The following is an 18588-nucleotide window of genomic DNA, read 5'->3' as shown; positions in this document are numbered from 1 at the left end:
GGCCGGTGTGGAACGGGTCTTGCAGTACGTTGGGCGCCCGGGTTCGCGCTCGGAAAGCTGCGACTCGGCCGGGAGGTTTGCCTTCCCATGCCCCGGCTCGCTTCGACCATCCTGGTTGTTCTCGGCGTCTCATTTTTTCTGCAGGCGCCGTGCAGCCGCGCCCAGGCAAAGGTATCCGGGCGCTATCAGTGTGTGAGCGCCAAAATTCGAGGGAAGGCGGTGCCGTGCAAGAGCCAGCCGCTGATCCTGACCGAGGATGGGCGGTATGAAATCCACGGGCGGGAAGGAAGTTACCTGGTGATCGGGGAGTGGCTGGTGCTGGCCGACAAGAAGGAGAGTCCGCGGGCCAAGATTGCTCCGGGACACCGCATCCTCTTTCAGTTTCCGTGCGGCAAGGGTATCTGCGAGATGACGTTCCAACGGCGCACGGCAGCGCTGGGTAAAACTTTCCTCACTCAGTTCTCCGCGGTTAGTAAGAAATTTTCCATTTTCGTTTCGCACTCTTAAGAGAGATCCCTTGCCAGTCCGGCCGGAGCGTTCGGTGATCCTGTCCAGCACGCTGAGGGAACGCAGTTGAATTCTATGTTTGCGCCGGCGGAAGTAATGAATGCGAGGCAGTTAGGCGCCCTGAGGCGGCAACGGAAATGCCGCCAGAAAAAGTTTTCAGGAGAGTTGCCGCCGGCCATCTCCGCCGCGGGGTGCGGGCGCACTCCGCGTTGACTTCCGTGGGGCAAGCGGCCACACTTGGGTTGTCCCCCTTCCAGAAAGCCTTGCAAGCAGAAGTGTCCGACCATGCGAATCCTTGTTGCGGAAGATGATCAGCCGCTAGCGGAATTTCTAAAGGATCGCCTCCAGCAGGAACATTTCACGGTGGAGGTCGTATCCGACGGTCTCGAAGCGCGGCGCCGCGCCGAAGAGCAGCTCTTCGATCTGCTCATTTTGGATTTGGGGTTGCCCGGGGAAAGCGGCCTCGGCGTCCTCCGGCACATCCGCGAACGCAAGCCTGATCTGCCCGTGCTCATCGTGACCGGCGATTCGCCCGTGGACGCGCGGGTGCGCGGGCTCGATGCCGGCGCGGACGACTATCTGGGCAAGCCCTTTTCCTTCGCAGAGCTGGCGGCGCGCGTCCGCGCGCTGCTGCGCCGCAGCAGCCGCCCGCTTTCCGTTCATCTGCAGGTGGAGGATCTCGAACTGGACCGCGTGGAGCGCAAGGTGCAGCGCGGCGGGCGGCCCATCGAGCTCACCCCCAAGGAATTCGCACTGCTGGAGTGCCTGATGCAGCACTCCGGGCAGCCGGTGAACCGCACCTCGATCGTGGAGCAGGTCTGGGGTTTAAAGGGCGAAGCACCCACCAACGTTGTGGACGTGTACATTAACTACGTTCGCGGCAAGGTGGACGAAGGCTTTCCCCGACCGCTTATCCGCACTGTGCGGGGTGTAGGTTATCAGATTGGCGGGGGCAGGTAGGGACAGAGGGCGTGCGGGATGAGGATTCAAGGGTGGTCTGCCTAGCGAGTACTAGTATTTTGCTGGCCTAACCCCCTTTTTATCCTGCATTTATTAGGTTCCGGCCTATTTTCAGCGGCAACTTCTTTCCCCCGGCCGGGTTTAGGTGGATAGAAGTGGCGAGATACTCGTTTCGGCCGCTCTCAGCCAGTGCCGAGAAGAGGGGGATTGCAATGAAGAACGCCTTCATCCCTAAGATACTGCCGGCCATGCTTTTGGCCCCGGTCCTGGGTCTTACCTGTTTACTGAGCTTTGCCAGCGCAGCCCGTGCGGACGAAAACGATCCACCCACACGCGTGGCGCGTATCAGTTATCTGCATGGATCGGTCTCCTTCCAGCCCGGCGGGGAGGGCGAGTGGGGCAATGCGGTGATCAACCGCCCGGTGACCGTCGGGGACCGCCTGTGGAGCGACTCCGACGCGCGGGTTGAGTTGCAAGCTGGCTCGGCGGCTATTCACCTGGACGGCAGCACCGCGCTCTCTTTCCTCAACCTGGATGAACGCACCACGCAGATGCGCATGGCGGAAGGCGCGATCAATTTTCGGGTGCGCGAACTGCGCAGCGGCGATCTCGATGAAGTGGACACGCCGAACCTGGCGTTTACGGTGACCCAGGCGGGAGACTTCCGCGTGGACGTAAACGAAGCCGGAGATTTCACCGGGGTGAGCGTCTTCCGCGGCGAGGGTGAGATCACCGCCGGCGGGAGCAGCTACAAGGTGCGCGAAGGCGAACGCGCAGAATTCCGGGGCACAGAGAAGCTGGAATACAGCGTGTTGCCGGCGCCGCGCCCGGACAAGTTTGACCGCTGGGCGATGGAGCGCGACGTGCGCGAGGAGCGCTCGGTTTCCGCGCGCTACGTTTCGCGCGACGTAGTGGGCTACGAAGATCTCGACGATTACGGCTCCTGGCGGGTGGTGCCAGGCTACGGGCCGATGTGGTATCCCACGGGGGTAGCGGCGGGCTGGGCGCCGTATCGCTATGGCTACTGGTCGTGGGTGGGCCCGTGGGGCTGGACGTGGATTGACTACGAGCCGTGGGGCTTTGCGCCGTTCCACTACGGCCGCTGGGCCTATGTCGGCAACAGCTGGGGCTGGTGCCCCGGCCCGATGTATGTGCGACCGGTATATGCGCCGGCGCTGGTGGCCTTCATCGGCGGATCGCACTGGGGTGTTTCGCTGGGCTTCGGCGGCGGCTGGGGCGGGGCAGTGGGCTGGTTCCCGCTGGGCTATGGCGAACCGTACCATCCCTGGTATCGCTCCAGCAGGAACTACATCACGCGGGTCAACGTCACCAACACCACGATCAACAACATCAACATCATCAATGGGAACGGCGGGAGGAATTTTCATTACGCGAACGCGCGGAACGTCAATGCCGTGACGGCGGTGCCGCAGCGCACCTTCGTCAACGCCCAAGCCGTGAATCGTGCGGCGCTGCGTCTGACGCCGGGGGAGTTGCGCAACGCACAAATCAATCCGCGCGGGCTGGCCAACATGCCGGTGCCGACGCAGCGCAGCATGCTGGGCGCATCGGCAGGCGCGCGCGTGGCGATGCCGCCGAGGGCCATCGAAAACCGCGCGGTCTTCACGCGTACCCAGCCCGCCACGGCGGCACGCAATCTCCCCGTGCGTTCGGCCAATGCAGGCTGGCCGACGGCGAAGCGCGCTCCGACGGCAGCACCAAACGCCGGGCCGCTCGGCAGGCCCCAGGCCGGGCCCACTGTTGGGCCAAGAGCCGGGCGTTCCGGGGTGCCGGACGTGGCGCCGATGTCGCCGCGGCAGCGCGAGCTGGCGACGGACAAGCCGCAGCGCTACGGACAGAACAGCCGCGGCGCGATGATCTCGCCGCAGTCGCAGGTGCGCAATTCGGGCGGCGTCCGCTCGGGCGTGCCGCCGAGCGTGCAGAATAATGACGCACGGTACAGCCAGCGGGCGTCCGCATCGCAACCCGCCGGAACACCGCGCATGCGCGCAGGGAGCATGACCCAAGCCGATCGTCCGCCGTGGGCGCGCGGCGGCGGCTCGGCTGCTGGCGTGTCCGACGTTCGGCCCATGGGCAACGTGGACCGTGGCGCGTCCAGAGCGCCGCAGACGTCACCGAGAAATGAGCGGTCGTACGAGCGAGGCGCGCCACAACCGCGCTACGAAAACAGCCCGGCGCAACGCTCCGTGGAGCGGCCAAGCCGCTCGTATGAGCCGCCGGTGTACTCGCGCCCAGCGCCTTCGTATGACCGGGGGTCGCGCGTGCCGGACAGCCCGCGCTATTCGGCGCCCGCACCGCGTACGTACTCGGCTCCGCGGACGTATTCCGCGCCGCGCGAGCGCTCCTACTCGGCACCGCCGCGGAGTTCCGGCGGTTCTGGCCGCGGCTACTCCGCCCCGCGTGGCAGCTCCGGTGGCGGCTCGCGCGGTTCTTCCGCACCATCTTCGCGTGGCTCGGGCGGGTCGAACCGCAGTCCCCACTAAAGTAACGGATAGCCAGCTTCTCCAGAGGCCCCCGGTCCCCGGGGGCCTCTGGCGGGTCCCTTGAACCCGAATCCACCTCCCGATGCACCCACAACTCTTTGTCCCACTGCGTGTTGGTATGAACAGGAGTATGCTGACGGCGTAAGGGCATCTTGCCGCAGGACGCCGGCTCCGGACGCGCGCGGCGGCCCCATACCAAATTCGTTGGAGAAGCAGACGGAGCCGTGCGGCTCCTCGGGAAGCTGACCGGAGGGGCCGTGAGGGGAGTCAAAATGAGGAAGCACCTGTGGAAATGGGCAAGCCTGCTCGGCGTGGCGCTGGCTGTGGTCCTTCTGACACCGCAGCGCGCTGCGGCTGACGTAGATGATCCTCCCGGCCGCATAGCCCGGCTGAGCTACACCAAAGGTCAAATATCATTCCAACCGGCGGGGACCGACGATTGGGTCTCCGCAGTCGTCAATCGGCCGATCACGACCGGGGACAAGCTCTGGACCGACCGGGACGCGCGCGCCGAGCTGCACATGGGTTCCGCAGCGATCCGGCTGAAAGGCGAAACGGGTTTCAGTTTCCTGAATTTGACCGACCGCATTGTGCAGATCCGCTTGACCGAAGGCGTCATCAGCGTGCGTCTGCGGCAGCTCGATCCCGACGAGATGTTTGAGGTGGATACGCCCAATCTGGCGTTCTCACTCCTGCGACCCGGCGAATACCGCATTGAGGTAAATGAAACCGGCGATGCGACCATCATCACCGTGCGCGACGGCGATGGCGAAATGACCGGGGGCGGCCAGGCGCTTACCGTGCATGCCGATCAGCGGGCCACCTTTACCGGCACGGAGCAATTGACGGCCGACGTGGATGACGCGGGCGGCTACGATGATTTCGACGAGTGGTGCCGCGACCGGGATCGCCGCGAGGATCGCGCGCTCTCCACGCGCTACGTTTCCCGCGACGTGATCGGCTACGAAGATCTGGACGAATACGGCGAGTGGGTGACGGCGCCCGACTACGGGTACATCTGGATGCCCACCACGGTCGCCGTTGGCTGGGCGCCGTATCGCTTCGGCCACTGGGTGTGGATCTGGCCCTGGGGCTGGACCTGGGTGGATGACGCGCCGTGGGGATTTGCACCGTTCCACTATGGCCGCTGGGTCCATTGGCGCGGCCGCTGGGGCTGGATACCTTGCCCGCATGTGGCGCGGCCGGTGTACGCGCCCGCGCTGGTCGCCTGGGTGGGCGGACCGCGCTTCAGCTTGACGCTGACGTTTGGGCGTGGCGGGGGAGTGGCGTGGTTCCCACTGGGCCCGCGGGAAGTCTATATTCCGCCGTACCGGGTGAGCCGCACCTACGTGACGAACGTCAACGTGACGAACACGACGGTCAACAACGTTTATGTCACGAATGTCTATAACAACTACACGGCGAAGAAGGTGATGGATATCCACTACGTGAACCGGGACGCGCCCGGGGCGGTGACGGCCGTGCCGCGGAACGTATTTGCTTCGGCGCAGCCGGTGTCCCGGAATGCCGTGCGCGTGAACGAGCGAGAGATCAGGTCGGCTCCGGTGAGCCCGGGGGCCGCAATTGCGCCAGAGCAGAGGAGCGTTTTCGGCGCAGGCGCGGAAGGAGCGAACGTGGCACGGCCGCCTGCCAGGCTGCAGAATCGCGAGGTGGTCGCCAAGACGCCGCCTCCGCCGCGGCCTGTGCCGTTCACCGCGCAGCAAAAGGCGCTTCAGACGAATCAAGGCCGGCCGCTCGATCCGGAAGAGATGAGGAGACTGCGCCCGGCGGCTGAACAGCAGGCTCCACGCCCCAATGTCCGCGTCGCTCCGCCCGCTCCGAAGCCCGTCCCGGTAGAGAAGGTGGCACGGCCGCGGCCCAGGAGGCCGGAACAGAGGGAGATGCCGCAGGCGAGGCCACCGGTGAAGCCGCCCGTGAAGCCGCCGGAAGCTCCCATACAACCCGCGCAGCCCGAAACGGCAAGGCCCGCGCAGCCGGAGAGACCAGCACCACAGGAGCCACCTCCCTCGGAGCGCATCCGTGAGGGCCGGCCGCCCGCGGCGCAGCGTCCAATGGCTCCGACTCCGCCGGCACAGCCCGAAGCAGCAAGGCCCGCACAGCCGGAGAAGCCCGTAACGCCGGCGCCACCTCCCCCGGTCCGAAGCCAGGAGCGCCCGCAGCAGCCGCGGCCGAGCGAGCGTGTGGACCGTCCGCCGAAGCCCCCGCAGCAGATCGAACGTGAAACGCGGGAACGGCAGAAGTACGAGGAGCAGCAGCGGCGGCTGGAGCAGAAGCATCAGCAGGAACAGGAGAAGCTGCAAGAACGCCAGCAACGCGAGCGGCAGAAGCTGGACCAGCAGGCACAACGTCAGCAGCAGAAGGAGCGGCAGAAAGAGCAGCAGAAGAACAAGGCTCAGGAAAAACAGAAGGAAAAGCAGAAGGAAAAGCCGCCGGCTTCCGAGCGCAAGGACAACCGGTAGGACAGGCATTCCTGGCTGTGCTCCTGCGGTCTGGCGCGCAGAGGAGACGCGACAGACCGGAATGCTGCAACTTCGCTCAGAAGCAGTGTCTGTCCCACTGGCCGAGCCCGCGAGCCAAGCGGACGAGGCGCCGGACGTTCAACCGGCGCTTCGTCCGTTTTGTTTTTCGCGCCCGCTTTCCCGCGTGAATTGCGCCCGCCGCTCGCGTACAATTTTGTTCTTTGCCATGCGCGCACCCATCAAACCTGTTGCCGCCGGTCTCCGGCCGAAAGACACCGTGCAGCTCCTTGCTTTGCCGGGGATGCCCGAGATCCGCAAGGGCGATGATCTGGCCAGCGCGATCGCCGGCGCCGCCCGGAAACAAGGACTGGCGTTCGAAGACGGCGACGTTTTGGTCGTGGCGCAGAAGATCGTTTCCAAGGCCGAGGGGTGCATCGTGGCGCTGGCGCAGGTGCGGCCGTCCGCGGCGGCGCGCGCGCTGGGCAAGACGCTGCACAGCGATCCGCGGTTTGTCGAGGTGGTGCTGAGCGAGACGCGGCGCATCGTGCGCGAAAGCCCGCATGCGCTGATTGTGGAGACGCACCACGGCTTCGTCTGCGCCAATGCCGGGGTGGACCGTTCCAACGTGCCGGGGCGCAATGTGGTGTCCCTGCTGCCGCGGGACCCGGACGCTTCGGCAAAGCGGCTGGCCGCGGCCCTGCGCAAGCGCACCAAGAAACGCGTCGCGGTGATCATTAGCGACACCTTTGGCCGCGCCTGGCGGTTAGGCCTGGTGAACGTGGCTATCGGCGCCGCGGGGCTCCCGGTGCTGCGCGACCTGCGCGGGGAGCGGGACCGCACCGGCAAGCGCCTGCATGCTACGATTCTGGCGGTGGCCGATGAACTGGCCGCCGCGGCCGGGCTGCTGATGGGCAAGGCCGAGGGCGTGCCGGCGGTGGTCATCCGCGGATATCCGTTTGCGCCGGCGTCGGAGCCCGCGGCGAAGATCATCCGCCCGGCGCGCGAGGACCTCTTCCGCTGAACGAGATGGGATGAATACGGGTCTGCAAAACGGAGCGCAGCCGGGCGCCAAGCCGGCGGATCAGCAAACACTGGATGCCGCCCTGGCGCGCGCCTGCGAAGGCCGCGGACTGGCGCGCGAGGCGGCGCTGTTTCTCTACACGCAGGCGCCCACGGAAGAGCTGCTGCGCGCGGCGTCCCAGGTGCGCGCGCGGCGCAAGGGCCGCATCGTCACCTTTTCGAAAAAGGTGTTCCTTCCGCTGACCACGCTTTGCCGCGATTACTGCAGCTACTGCACCTTCCGCAAAGATCCCGGCGAGCCCGGTGCGCACTTCATGACCCCGGAGGAAGTCCTGTCCGCGGCGGAGGCCGCGCGGGAGGCCGGCTGCAAGGAGGCGCTCTTCAGCCTGGGCGACCAGCCGGAGCGCATCTTTCCCGAGGCGCGCGAGTTTCTGCGCGGGCAGGGCTTTGCGCGCACGCTCGATTACCTTGCGGCGATGTGCGAGCTGGTGCTGGAGGAAACCGGCCTGTTGCCGCACGCCAATCCCGGGGTGATGGACCGCGCGGCGCTGGAGCGCCTGCGCGCATCGAACGCCAGCGTCGGCCTGATGCTGGAAAACGTCAGTCCGCGGCTAGTGCGCGACGGCGGCCCGCACGCGGAGGCCCCGGACAAGGTTCCCGCGGTACGGCTGCGCACGATCGAAGAGGCGGGGCGGCTCTCCATGGCCTTTACCACGGGGATTCTCATCGGCATCGGCGAGACGCCGGAAGAGCGCGTGAATTCGCTGCTGGCGATCCGCGCGCTGCACGAGCGCTACGGCCACATCCAGGAAGTGATCGTGCAGAATTTTCGCGCCAAGCCCGATATTCCCATGGCCGGGCACCCCGATCCCACGCTTGAGGAGATGCTGCGCACGGTAGCCATCGCGCGCCTGGTGCTCGGCGAGGAGATGAACCTGCAGGCGCCGCCCAACCTCAGCTACGGCGATTTTCCGCGCTTGCTCGATGCCGGGATCAACGACTGGGGCGGCATTTCGCCGGTGACGCGCGACTTCATCAATCCCGAAGCGGCCTGGCCGCAGATCGCGCGCCTGCACCAGGAGAGCGCGGCGCGCGGCTTCACACTGCGCGAGCGCCTGGCGCTCTATCCCGAGTATCTGGCGCGCCCGGAGTTTCTCGCGCCAGCCGTGCGCGAGCGCGCGCTGCGCCTTACAGATGGCGAGGGCTACGCGCGCGAAGACGCCGTGGCCCTGCGGGGTGGCACGCCCGTAGTACAGGGGAAGGCATGAGCGGCGTCTCCGGGAGGAAAAAAGTGCCGCGGGCGCGGCGGCCATCCCTGAAACTTGCCGCGCTGGCTGGCGGCGTGGGCGCCTCGAAGCTTCTGCTCGGGCTGTATGCGGTGTGCGACCCGGTCAAGCTGGACGTCATTGTGAATACGGGCGACGACATCGTCCTGCACGGGCTGCGCATCTCGCCGGACCTGGACATCGTCACCTACACGCTGGCCGGGATCGTGGACGCGGCCAAGGGCTGGGGCTTTCCGGCGGAGACATTTCACGTGCTGGAGCGGCTGCGCGCGTACGGCCGCGAGGGATGGTTCAACCTCGGCGACCGCGATCTCGCCACGCACCTCCACCGCACCGCGCTGCTCGCCGAGGGGAGGACGCTGGCCGAGGCGGCCCAGGCGATCCGCCTCGCGCTGGGAGTGAAGTCGCGCATCCTGCCGATGTCCAACCAGCCGGTGCCCACGATCATCGATTCGAACGAGGGGCCGCTGCACTTTCAGGAGTATCTGGTGAAACGCCGCGCCGAGCCGGTGGTGCGCGGCATCCGCTTCGAAAACGTGGAAACTGCTGCGCCCGCCCCGGGCGTGCTGGAAGCCATTCGCGAGGCGCAGCGGATCATCATCTGCCCGAGCAATCCGCTGATCAGCATCGGACCAATCCTGGCGGTGCGGGGAGTGCGCGAGGCGCTGCAGGCGCGCAAGAAGGACGTGGTCGCGGTGTGCCCGATCGTCGGGGGGAAGTCGCTGAAGGGCCCCTCAGACCGCATGCTGGCGCAACTGGGCTACGAAGTTTCCGCGCGCGGGGTGGCGCGGCTCTACGCCGATTTCACGGGTACGTTTGTGGTGGATCCCGCGGACCGGGCGCAGGCTACCTCGATCCGCTCGCTGGGGATGGAGGTAGCGGTGATCCCCACGGTGATGAGCACGCTGGCGCAGAAGCGCAAACTCGCCCGCGCGCTCCTCGCGTTATAACGTGGTGCGCGGCCGCGAAGCGATCAACTTCATGCGTGACCGCAAAGCGGTCAACTACTTCACCGGCAGTCCGGTAAAGCGAATCCCCGCGCTGTGCACTTTGTAACGGATATTCAACCCGATCAGCAGCGCGGTCAGCGATTCCACGATGCGCGCGTTTTCCAGTTTGCCGCCGTTGAGCGCGCGCGCGCCGGGAATCTTCAGCGCCAGCTCGGAGGCCGCCTGCTTAGCCTTTTCGTCGTCGCTGCACACCAAAACGTCGCAATCCACCGGCGCATCGGTGGCCAGGATCTCCGCGCCGAGGTTCTGAAACGCAGCGACGACGGAGACGCCCGCGGGGACGAGCTCCTGCGTCTGCTGCGCCGCGGAACCCTGCCAGACCCCGAGCATGCGCGTTGGAGGCCCGCCGACAGTGGCGGCCAGCGGCACGGTGGTGTCGATGACGATAGCGCCGGGCTTCCAGGCGGTTTTGAGCGATTTCAGCAGCGCGGCGTGGCCGGCGAAGGGCACGGTGAGCACCACGATGTCGCCCTTGGCCACGGCGGCGGCGTTGTCCGCACCCTCCACGCTGGCGGCGGCGCCGATGCGGGCCTTGAGTTGCCGCGCGGCTTCGGCGGCGCGCTGCGCGTCGCGCGAGCCGATGACAATGTGCTCGCCGGCGCGCGCCCAGCGATAAGCGAGCCCCGAACCTTCGGGTCCGGTGCCGCCGAGAATGGAAACGATGCGTGACATGATGGGTTTCTCCCCTTGTACTTTGCTCCGCCGCAGCAGAGGCCCGCGGCGGGGTGAAAAGAATCACCGATTATACGCGAAGTCGGGGTTTTCTTCCGCGTGCCTGTTTTGCGCCGGGTTTCGCGTCCGGGGCGGATGATATGGTATGGTGTGAAAAATCCAGATGAACACACGCACACCGACACCGGAAGAGTTTCGGCGCGCCGTGGGGCAGTTTGCCACCGGCGTCACGGTCGTTACCGTCGAGGACACAACGAGTTCCGGGGCGGCCCCGCGGAGCCAGGTCCATGGCATGACCGCAAATTCATTCACTTCGGTTTCCCTGGAGCCGCTGCTGGTGCTGATCTGCGTGGACCAGCAGGCGAAGATGCTGCCGCTGCTGCAGAAGAAGCGACGTTTCGGCATTGCCGTGCTTACCGCGGAGCAGCAGGACCTTTCGCGGTATTTCTCGCGGAGCGAGAAGAGTCTCGAAACCGAAGAGAAGCTGGGAATCCGCTACCGTTGGACGGAAAACGGCATTCCACTCCTGGAAGGGACGATCGCGCAGATGGCCTGCCAGGTGGTAGCCAAACATGTTTCCGGCGATCACACCATCTTCGTCGCCGAAGTGCAAAGCGCGGAAATCCAGGGCGGGGAGCCGCTGCTCTTCTTCCGGGGCAAATACCGACGCCTCGCTCCGGAATCCTGAACTTCACCCCGGAAAACGAGCTTGCCCGGGCTACAGGCTGGCGCAATCGGGTTGCGAAAGAAAGGATCGAGCGCGGCGCCAGGCGTCCCGGAGCGCAGCGGTCAGCCCCTTGGATAGAGGGGCGGATTTCATGAAACCGGTTCGTTGCTGGCCGCATCTATGTGGTAGGAAGAGCGATAGGAGAATATTTCTGCCCGTGACTGCTGGTTAAGCAGGAAGTCCAGACGGAGATCCAGGCCGTTCCCGACGCAAGTCGAATCCGATATCAAGACGAGATGATGCCCTCAATCGTATGCATGACCGCGAAGCGGTCGACCTTGTTTCGAAATGTCCGGCGGCTGCCTGCCGCCGTAAGGCGCCCCGCGCTGGCCGCTGTGGGTCTGGGGTTCGCCGCGCTGTTGTTTGCCGGCTGCGGGAAGCCGCAGGCCGCGGCTCCGGCAGCGCCCGCCGTGCCGGTGGTGGTCGCCCAGGCCGTGGAGAAGGACGTTCCGGTCGAGCTGCGCGCCATCGGGAATGTGGAGGCCCTCGCCAGCGTGTCCATCAAGGCCCAGGTGACCGGCCCGGTGATGGCTGTGCATTTCCTGGAGGGCCAGGACGTCCACAAGGGCGAGCTGCTGTTCGAAATCGACAAGCGCCCGTTTGAAGTGGCCTTGAAGCAGGCGCAGGCGGATCTCGCCCGCGACCAGGCCAAAGCGCAGAATGCGCGCGTGCTGGCCGAGCGCTATCAGAACCTCTTCGAGCAGGGCATTGTCCCCAAGCTGCAGTACGACACGCAACGCGCCGACGCCGAGGCACAGGAAGCCGTGGTGCAGTCCGACCGCGCGGCCATCGAATCGGCGCGGCTGAATCTGCAGTATTGCGAAATCCGCTCGCCGATCAACGGGCGCACGGGCAGCGTGCTGGTCCGCCCCGGCAACCTGACCAAGGCCAACGACGTGCCCATTCTGGTGACTATCAACCAGATCACGCCCATTTATGTGACGTTTGCGATTCCCGAGCAGAATCTTGCCGACGTCAAGCGCTACCACGCCGAGCGCAAAATGCGCGTGACGGCTATGATTCCTGATCAGCCGAATGTCTCGGAACAGGGCACGCTCTCTTTTGTGGACAACGTCGTGGACTACACCACCGGCACGATCCGGCTGAAGGCCACCTTTGCCAACACGCAGCGGCGATTGTGGCCCGGGCAGTTTGTCACCGTGGTCCTGACGCTGACGACCCAGCCGCATGCCCTAGTCGTGCCGTCGCAGGCGATCAGCACTAGCCAGAGCGGCTCGTTCGTCTTCGTGGTCAAGCCCGACAACACCGCGGAGATGCGCAACGTTACCGTGGGGCGCACCGTAGGCGGGGAAACCATCGTGGAAGCAGGGCTGCACGCCGGCGAAACCGTGGTGACCGACGGGCAGCTCCGGCTCCTCAACGGCTCGCACGTCGCCCCGAAGTCCGGTTCCTGAGCGGATTCCGGCATGTCTGATCTCTTCATTCGCCGCCCGATTGCCACCACCCTGGTGATGCTGGCGATTCTATTCTTCGGCCTGTTCGCCTACCGCATCCTGCCGGTGAGCGACTTGCCCAACGTGGATTTTCCGACGATTCAGGTGTTTGCGGCGCTGCCGGGCGCCAGCCCGGAGACCATGGCCTCGAGCGTGGCCACTCCGCTGGAAAAGCAGTTCTCCACGATTCAGGGCCTGGATTCGATGTCCTCGGTGAATCAGCTCGGCACCACGCAGATCACCCTGCAGTTCAACCTCAACCGCAACCTGGATGGCGCGGCCCAGGACGTGCAAACCGCGATCACCCAGGCGGGCGCGCAGTTGCCGCAGAACATGCCCGCCCCACCGTCGTTTTTTAAGGTCAACCCGGCGGACCAGCCCATTCTGTACATCGCGATGTCCTCGCCGAGCCTGCCGCTTTCTCTGGTGGACGAGTTCGCCGAGACCTATCTGGCGCAGCGCATCTCGACCATCAGCGGCGTGGCCCAGGTCAGCGTCTACGGCGCGCAGAAGTATGCCGTGCGCGTGCAGCTCGATCCGCGCAAGCTGGCCAGCCGTGGCATCGGCGTGGACGAGGTGCAAAAGGCGGTGCAGCAGGGCAACGTCAATCTGCCCACGGGCACGCTCTGGGGGCAGCACCGCGCGGTGACCGTGCAGGCCACGGGGCAGCTCACCAACGCGGCGGCTTACCGGTCGCTCATCGTGGCCTACCGCGGGGGCTCGCCGGTGCGCCTCGCTGATGTCGGCAGCGTCCTGGACAGCGTGGAGAACGATAAGGTGGCCAGTTGGTTCAACGGCGAACGCGCCATCGTTCTGGCCGTGCAGCGGCAACCGGGCACCAATACCGTCGAGGTCGTGGATTCCATCAAGCGGCTCATGCCCGTCTACCGCGCGCAGATCCCGCCCTCGGTGAAGCTCGAAATCCTCTATGATCGCTCGGTCTCCATCCGCGATTCGGTGCACGACGTCAAAACCACGCTGCTGCTGACCATCGCTCTGGTCATCCTGGTCATCTTCCTGTTCCTGCGCAATCTCTCCGCCACCGTCATACCCAGCCTGGCCGTGCCCATGTCCATCATTGGCACTTTTGCCGTGATGTACCTGCTCGGTTATTCCGTGGACAACCTCTCCATGATGGCGCTGACGCTCTCGGTCGGCTTCGTCGTGGACGACGCCATCGTCATGCTGGAGAACATCGTCCGCCACATGGAGGCGGGTGAGCCGGTGATGGAGGCGGCCTTCCGCGGGGCGCGCGAGGTCGGCTTCACCATTCTGTCGATGACTTTGTCGCTGGCCGCGGTGTTCCTGCCGGTGCTGTTCATGGGCGGGATTCTGGGCCGGCTGCTGCACGAATTCTCGGTGACCATCGGCATGGCCATTCTCGTCTCCGGGTTTGTCTCCTTGACCCTGACGCCCATGCTCTGCAGCCGCTTCCTGCGTTCCGCGCACGAGCAGAAGCACGGTTGGCTCTACAATTCCTTCGAAAACGGATACCAGGCGGTGGAGCGCGCTTACGAAGGCTCGCTGCGCTTCGCCCTGCGCCACCGCTTGGCCACGGTGTTGCTCTCCGTGCTGATGCTGGCCGGGACGGTGGAGCTCTTCCGGGTGATCCCCAAGGGCTTCCTGCCCAGCGAGGATACCGGCCAGGTATTTATCTTTACCGAAGCGCAGGAGGGCATCTCCTTCGAAGCCATGGCCGAGCATCAGAAGCAGCTCATGGCCATCGTGCAGCAGCAGCCTTACGTGGCCAACGCTTTCTCGAGCATCGGCGGCGGCTCGTCGGGCGCCGCCGGCGGATCGAACTCCGGCCGGCTGTTCATTCGGCTGACGCCGCGCAACACGCGGCCCCACGTGGACCGCATTATCGAGGATCTGCGTCCGAAGCTCGCCGTGGTGCCGGGGATCCGCGCCTATCCGCAGAATCTGCCGCCCATCCGCATCGGCGGGCAGCTCACCAAGGCGCTCTACCAGTTCACCATGCAGAGCACCGAGACCACCGCGCTGTACCGCGCGGCCGCGGAGTTCGAAGCCAAGGCGCGTACGCTGCCCGGCCTGCAGGACGTCAACACCGACATGCAGATCAAGAATCCCCAGGTGGACGTGCTGATCGACCGCGACAAGGCCTCCGCGCTGGGGGTGACCGCGGCACAGATCGAAGACGCGCTGTACACCAGCTACGGCGCCCGCCAGATTTCCACCATCTACACCCCGACGAACGAGTACCGGGTCATCATGGAGCTTGAGCCGCGCTACCAGAGGGATCCCGCGGCCCTGCCGCTGCTTTACATCCGTTCTGGCACGGGACAGCTTGTGCCCCTGGACGCCGTGGCGCGGCTGCGCCCGTCGGTGGGGCCGCTGGCGGTCACGCATCTCGGGCAGCTTCCCGCAGTCACGCTTTCCTTCAACCTGAAGCCTGGCGTGGCGCTGGGCACCGGCGTGGCCCAGGTCAGCGAGCTGGCGCGAACGACACTGCCCGCGACCATCACCACCAGTTTTCAGGGCACCGCGCAGGCCTTCGAATCCTCGGTCGCCGGGCTGGGCGTACTCCTGCTCATGTCCATCCTGGTCATTTACATTATTCTCGGAGTTCTCTACGAGAGCTTCATTCATCCCCTGACGATTCTCTCCGGGTTGCCTTCGGCGGGTTTCGGGGCGCTGCTCACGCTGTACCTGTTTCACTACGACCTGAACCTGTACGGTTTCGTAGGCGTGATCATGCTGGTGGGCATCGTAAAGAAGAATGCGATCATGATGATCGACTTCGCGCTGGCAGCGCAGCGCCACGACAACCTGGCTCCCGCGGAGGCCATCTTCAAGGGCTGCATCGTGCGCTTCCGCCCCATCATGATGACCACCATGTCCGCGCTGATGGGCACCCTGCCCATCGCCCTGGGCTACGGCGCGGGTGCGGAATCGCGCCGCCCGCTGGGCCTGGCCGTGGTGGGGGGGCTGCTGCTCTCGCAGGTGGTCACGCTGTACCTGACGCCGGCGGTCTTCATCTACATGGATCAATTCGAAAGCTGGATCACGCGCAGCTTCCGCAGAGGAACCCCGCAGGCCGCGCAGCAGACCGCGGACTAATCCCGCCGCAGGAAAGCTCCAATTGTCATTGAATCCGGAAGGATGCGGCAGCGGGGAAGCGCCGCGGGCGGGCTAGCGGTCGGAACTGCCGGAGGGGCGGGCGGACTCGGCCGAGTCGCCCATCTCCTTGCGGTGGCTCTTCACTTCGCGCAGCGAGTAAATCGGCTTGTTCTGCGATTCGTAGTAGGTGCGCGCCATCATCTCGCCGAGCAGCCCCATGGACATGAACTGAATTCCGCTCACGAACAGCGCGATGCCCAGCAGGAGCAAGGGGCCGTGCTGCGCCAGCAACTGCGTATGGTAGAACAGCTTCTTGAAGGCCAGCACCAGGCAGATCAGCAGCCCCGTGCCCGAGCCGAACATCCCCATCAGCCCGAAGAACTGCAGCGGCCGCGTGGAGTAGTCCAGGAGAAACTTCACGATCAGCAGGTCCAGAAAGACGCGGATGGTGCGCCCGATGCCGTAATTCGATTTCCCGTTCTTGCGCTCCAGATTGACGATGGGCACTTCCGCGATGCGCGCTCCGGCGGAGGCCGCCAGCGCGGGAATGAAGCGATGCAGCTCGCCGTAGAGCTGGATTTCCTGGATGATCTCGCGGCGGTAGGCCTTGAAGGTGGTTCCGAAATCGTGCACCGGGACGCCGGAGAGCTTGGCCATCATCCAGTTGGCGACACGGCTGGGCAGGCGCCGCGTGAGCCAGTGATCCTTGCGCGCCACGCGCCACCCGCTCACCAGATCGTAGCCCTCTTCCAGTTTCTCGATGAATTTGGGGATCTCGTCGGGATCGTGCTGCAGGTCGCCGTCCATGGAGATGATCACGTCGCCCCGCGCGAAATCGAAACCCGCCTTCAGCGCCGCGGTCTGCCCGAAGTTGCGGCGCAGCCGCACCAGATTGACCCGGCGGTCGTGCTCGAAGATGTCTTGGAGCACCTTGTAGGTATTGTCCCGGCTGCCGTCGTCGATGAACACCAGCTCATACGTCCCGCCGAGCCCATCCATGACTTCGGTGAGGTGCAGATAGAGCTGCGGGATGTTCTCCTGTTCGTTAAAGAACGGGACGACCAGAGAATATTGAATGGCGTTTTCGCTTTTCATGTCAATCGGCTGCAAGGCCGTAGTGTAGCAAGCGGATGCCCTGGCTGGCGACAAGATTTCGAATCCCCGGTGCCGTCAGAATAGCCAGCTCGGCCTGGCGGGAGTCCTGCAGGCGGGTGGGGGTGCGGCGCAGCTCCTCCCCGGCGTAGCCGGGGTGGGTCATCAGCTCGGTCAGGCCCGGCGGCAGGTTGGCGAGCAGAGTGGCCACGCCACTCTCCGTCAGCAAGCCCGTCTGCGTGATGCCGCAGAAAAAATCGCAGGTCACGAGGCCCGCGCGGCGCGCCTCCTCCCGGGCGTCCCTGGCCAGCAGACGCAGGCCGCGCACTGCGAGCGCCTTGGTGAAACGCCTGGCGGGGCCGGGCGTAACGCGCGGCGCGCCCTTGTCCAACAGCGCGCTGAGCTGCGGCGCTTCCAGCGCGACGCGGATAGCGCGGATGCCGTGGCGCCGCGCGATGCGCACGGCAATCTCGAACAGCCCCGGGAGCATGTGCACGTGCTTGTGCCCGTCGAGATGCGTGGGCGCAATACCGGCGTCGCGCACTTTGCGTACCTGCGCCTCCCATTCCCGTTCGACTTCGGCCCGATGCAGGCGCCCACGCAGCAGGCGCACGAAGAGCGTTCCCGGGCCGGCGCGCAGCATCCCTTCGCCGTTGACCAGGCTGGGCACTTCCCCGGGCGGCAAAATGGGCGGTCCGTCACTCAGGTTGAGGTGCACGCCCACGCCCAGCCGCGTTTCGAGGCGCGCCAGCTGCACCGCGCCGGCGAAGGCCGTGCCATTGGCCAGCAGGGAGGCGCTGGTGAGGATGCCGTGGCGGTGAGCCTCGGCGATGCCGCGGTTCACGTCCTCGGTCCAGCCAAGGTCATCGGCGTTGACGATGAGTGCTTTCAAGAGTTGACCGCTTCGCGGTCGCGCATACAGATGTCCGTGTCTGAATCCAAGCGGCGAGCGGCCGGGTGCGCTGTCCCTGGGTACAGCTATGTATCTTACGACCCGGTACTATTGACCGCATCGAATGCCAACTCTAGCATGGTCAGTGGGTCCCGAGAATGGCTGTGCCTACACGAGAAGGACGCAAGATCGAACTCCCAGCGAATGAAAGCCGCCGTGGCAGGCGGATGAACTCCCGCGTGCCGGTGCGCCTGGAATGGGACGCCGCCGACGGCAAGCGCATTCGTCTGGAAGCCCATACGCGGGTCGTCAATCCTTATGGCTGCATGGTGGTGCTGCCGCAGTCTCTGGAGATCGAGCACCGCCTGGCGCTCACCAATCTGGCGACGCAGAGCAGCAACGTCGCCGTCGTCGTCTGGAAGGGCAAGGCACGGCCGGAGGGTTGGGAATACGGCGTGGAACTGATCTCGCCGGAGATGGATTTCTGGGGGTTGGAACTGTGAAACTGCCGGAAAAAACGCCGCAGAAACTGCAAAGACCCGCGAGGGCCGACGAAGGGCCCACGAAGCCCGCCATGCTGCTGGAAGAGCGCCGCCGCAGCCAGCGGGTGATGCTGCGCATGCCGGTGATCCTGCACGTGCCCGGCAAGCAGAACTCGATCAACGGCATGACCGTGGCCGTGAACGAACTGGGGGCCATGCTGGTGCTTTCCGAGCCGCTGCCCCTGGGTACCAGGCTGATCGTGGAAAATCCCACGTCGCAGAAGCGCCTCGGCGCCAGCGTCACCCGCGCCCCGCAATTCAGTTCCGAAGGCTCGCTCGTTCCCGTGGAGTTTGCGGCGCGCGCCCCGGCCTTCTGGAACATCTTTTTCCCCCCATCGGGAAGCTGAACGCCAGTTTATTT

General features: G+C 65.5%; 15 protein-coding genes. 12 read left to right on the top strand and 3 right to left on the bottom strand.

Annotation, left to right across the window (positions count from 1 at the left end; genetic code table 11):
* Positions 1-87 precede the first annotated feature (87 nt).
* The 7 genes from LAN61_15275 (at position 88) to cofD (ending at position 9707) form a co-directional block, all read left to right on the top strand.
* Positions 88-507, top strand: a complete 420-nt coding sequence (locus LAN61_15275) for a hypothetical protein (GenBank protein MBZ5541877.1) — start codon at positions 88-90, stop codon at positions 505-507.
* 285 nt (positions 508-792) lie between these two features.
* Positions 793-1467 (top strand): response regulator transcription factor, encoded by a 675-nt coding sequence (locus LAN61_15270; GenBank protein MBZ5541876.1) that lies wholly within the window; start codon positions 793-795, stop codon positions 1465-1467.
* Positions 1468-1679: 212 nt separating this feature from the next.
* Positions 1680-3971: a hypothetical protein gene (locus LAN61_15265; protein ID MBZ5541875.1), complete on the top strand. Its 2292-nt coding sequence runs from the start codon at positions 1680-1682 to the stop codon at positions 3969-3971.
* Between the two features lie 272 nt (positions 3972-4243).
* Positions 4244-6451: a hypothetical protein gene (locus LAN61_15260; protein ID MBZ5541874.1), complete on the top strand. Its 2208-nt coding sequence runs from the start codon at positions 4244-4246 to the stop codon at positions 6449-6451.
* 226 nt (positions 6452-6677) lie between these two features.
* Entirely contained in the window at positions 6678-7472 is a 795-nt protein-coding gene (gene cofE / locus LAN61_15255) for a coenzyme F420-0:L-glutamate ligase (protein MBZ5541873.1), read from the top strand.
* Positions 7473-7482: 10 nt separating this feature from the next.
* Positions 7483-8739, top strand: coding sequence for a 7,8-didemethyl-8-hydroxy-5-deazariboflavin synthase CofG (gene cofG, locus LAN61_15250; GenBank protein ID MBZ5541872.1), 1257 nt, complete (start codon positions 7483-7485; stop codon positions 8737-8739).
* Complete coding sequence (gene cofD / locus LAN61_15245; GenBank protein ID MBZ5541871.1) at positions 8736-9707, top strand: 2-phospho-L-lactate transferase; 972 nt, start codon at positions 8736-8738, stop codon at positions 9705-9707. The genes cofG and cofD overlap by 4 nt, the downstream gene beginning before the upstream one ends.
* Positions 9708-9761: 54 nt before the next feature.
* Here cofD and npdG read toward each other — a convergent pair whose 3' ends face one another.
* Positions 9762-10439 (bottom strand): NADPH-dependent F420 reductase, encoded by a 678-nt coding sequence (npdG, locus tag LAN61_15240; GenBank protein MBZ5541870.1) that lies wholly within the window; start codon positions 10437-10439, stop codon positions 9762-9764.
* A 163-nt stretch (positions 10440-10602) separates the two neighbouring features.
* On the opposite strand from npdG, the gene LAN61_15235 reads away from it, so the two are divergent.
* The 3 genes from LAN61_15235 (at position 10603) to LAN61_15225 (ending at position 15701) form a co-directional block, all read left to right on the top strand.
* Positions 10603-11127: a flavin reductase family protein gene (locus LAN61_15235; protein ID MBZ5541869.1), complete on the top strand. Its 525-nt coding sequence runs from the start codon at positions 10603-10605 to the stop codon at positions 11125-11127.
* 296 nt (positions 11128-11423) lie between these two features.
* Positions 11424-12581 carry an efflux RND transporter periplasmic adaptor subunit gene (locus tag LAN61_15230; GenBank protein ID MBZ5541868.1) on the top strand — a complete coding sequence of 386 codons (1158 nt, stop codon included), beginning with the start codon at positions 11424-11426 and terminating at the stop codon, positions 12579-12581.
* A gap of 12 nt (positions 12582-12593) precedes the next feature.
* Entirely contained in the window at positions 12594-15701 is a 3108-nt protein-coding gene (locus LAN61_15225) for an efflux RND transporter permease subunit (GenBank protein MBZ5541867.1), read from the top strand.
* 72 nt (positions 15702-15773) lie between these two features.
* Here the strand turns inward: LAN61_15225 and LAN61_15220 are convergent, their stop codons facing one another.
* Positions 15774-16796, bottom strand: a complete 1023-nt coding sequence (locus LAN61_15220; protein MBZ5541866.1) for a glycosyltransferase family 2 protein — start codon at positions 16794-16796, stop codon at positions 15774-15776.
* Between the two features lies 1 nt (position 16797).
* Complete coding sequence (locus LAN61_15215) at positions 16798-17685, bottom strand: ChbG/HpnK family deacetylase (GenBank protein ID MBZ5541865.1); 888 nt, start codon at positions 17683-17685, stop codon at positions 16798-16800.
* Between the two features lie 164 nt (positions 17686-17849).
* Between LAN61_15215 and LAN61_15210 the strand changes: the two genes are divergently transcribed.
* Both LAN61_15210 and LAN61_15205 read left to right on the top strand, forming a co-directional pair.
* The gene (locus LAN61_15210) at positions 17850-18188 is read left to right on the top strand and encodes a hypothetical protein (protein MBZ5541864.1); all 339 of its coding nucleotides are present in this window, start codon (positions 17850-17852) and stop codon (positions 18186-18188) included.
* Entirely contained in the window at positions 18185-18574 is a 390-nt protein-coding gene (locus LAN61_15205) for a hypothetical protein (protein ID MBZ5541863.1), read from the top strand. The genes LAN61_15210 and LAN61_15205 overlap by 4 nt, the downstream gene beginning before the upstream one ends.
* Positions 18575-18588: the final 14 nt, after the last annotated feature.

The sequence above is a fragment of the Terriglobia bacterium genome, from assembly GCA_020072785.1.
In the GTDB taxonomy this organism is placed as follows: Bacteria; Acidobacteriota; Terriglobia; order Acidiferrales; family UBA7541; genus Acidiferrum.
Note: the sequence above shows the minus strand (reverse complement) of the source record. Positions and strands in the feature narration are given on the sequence as shown.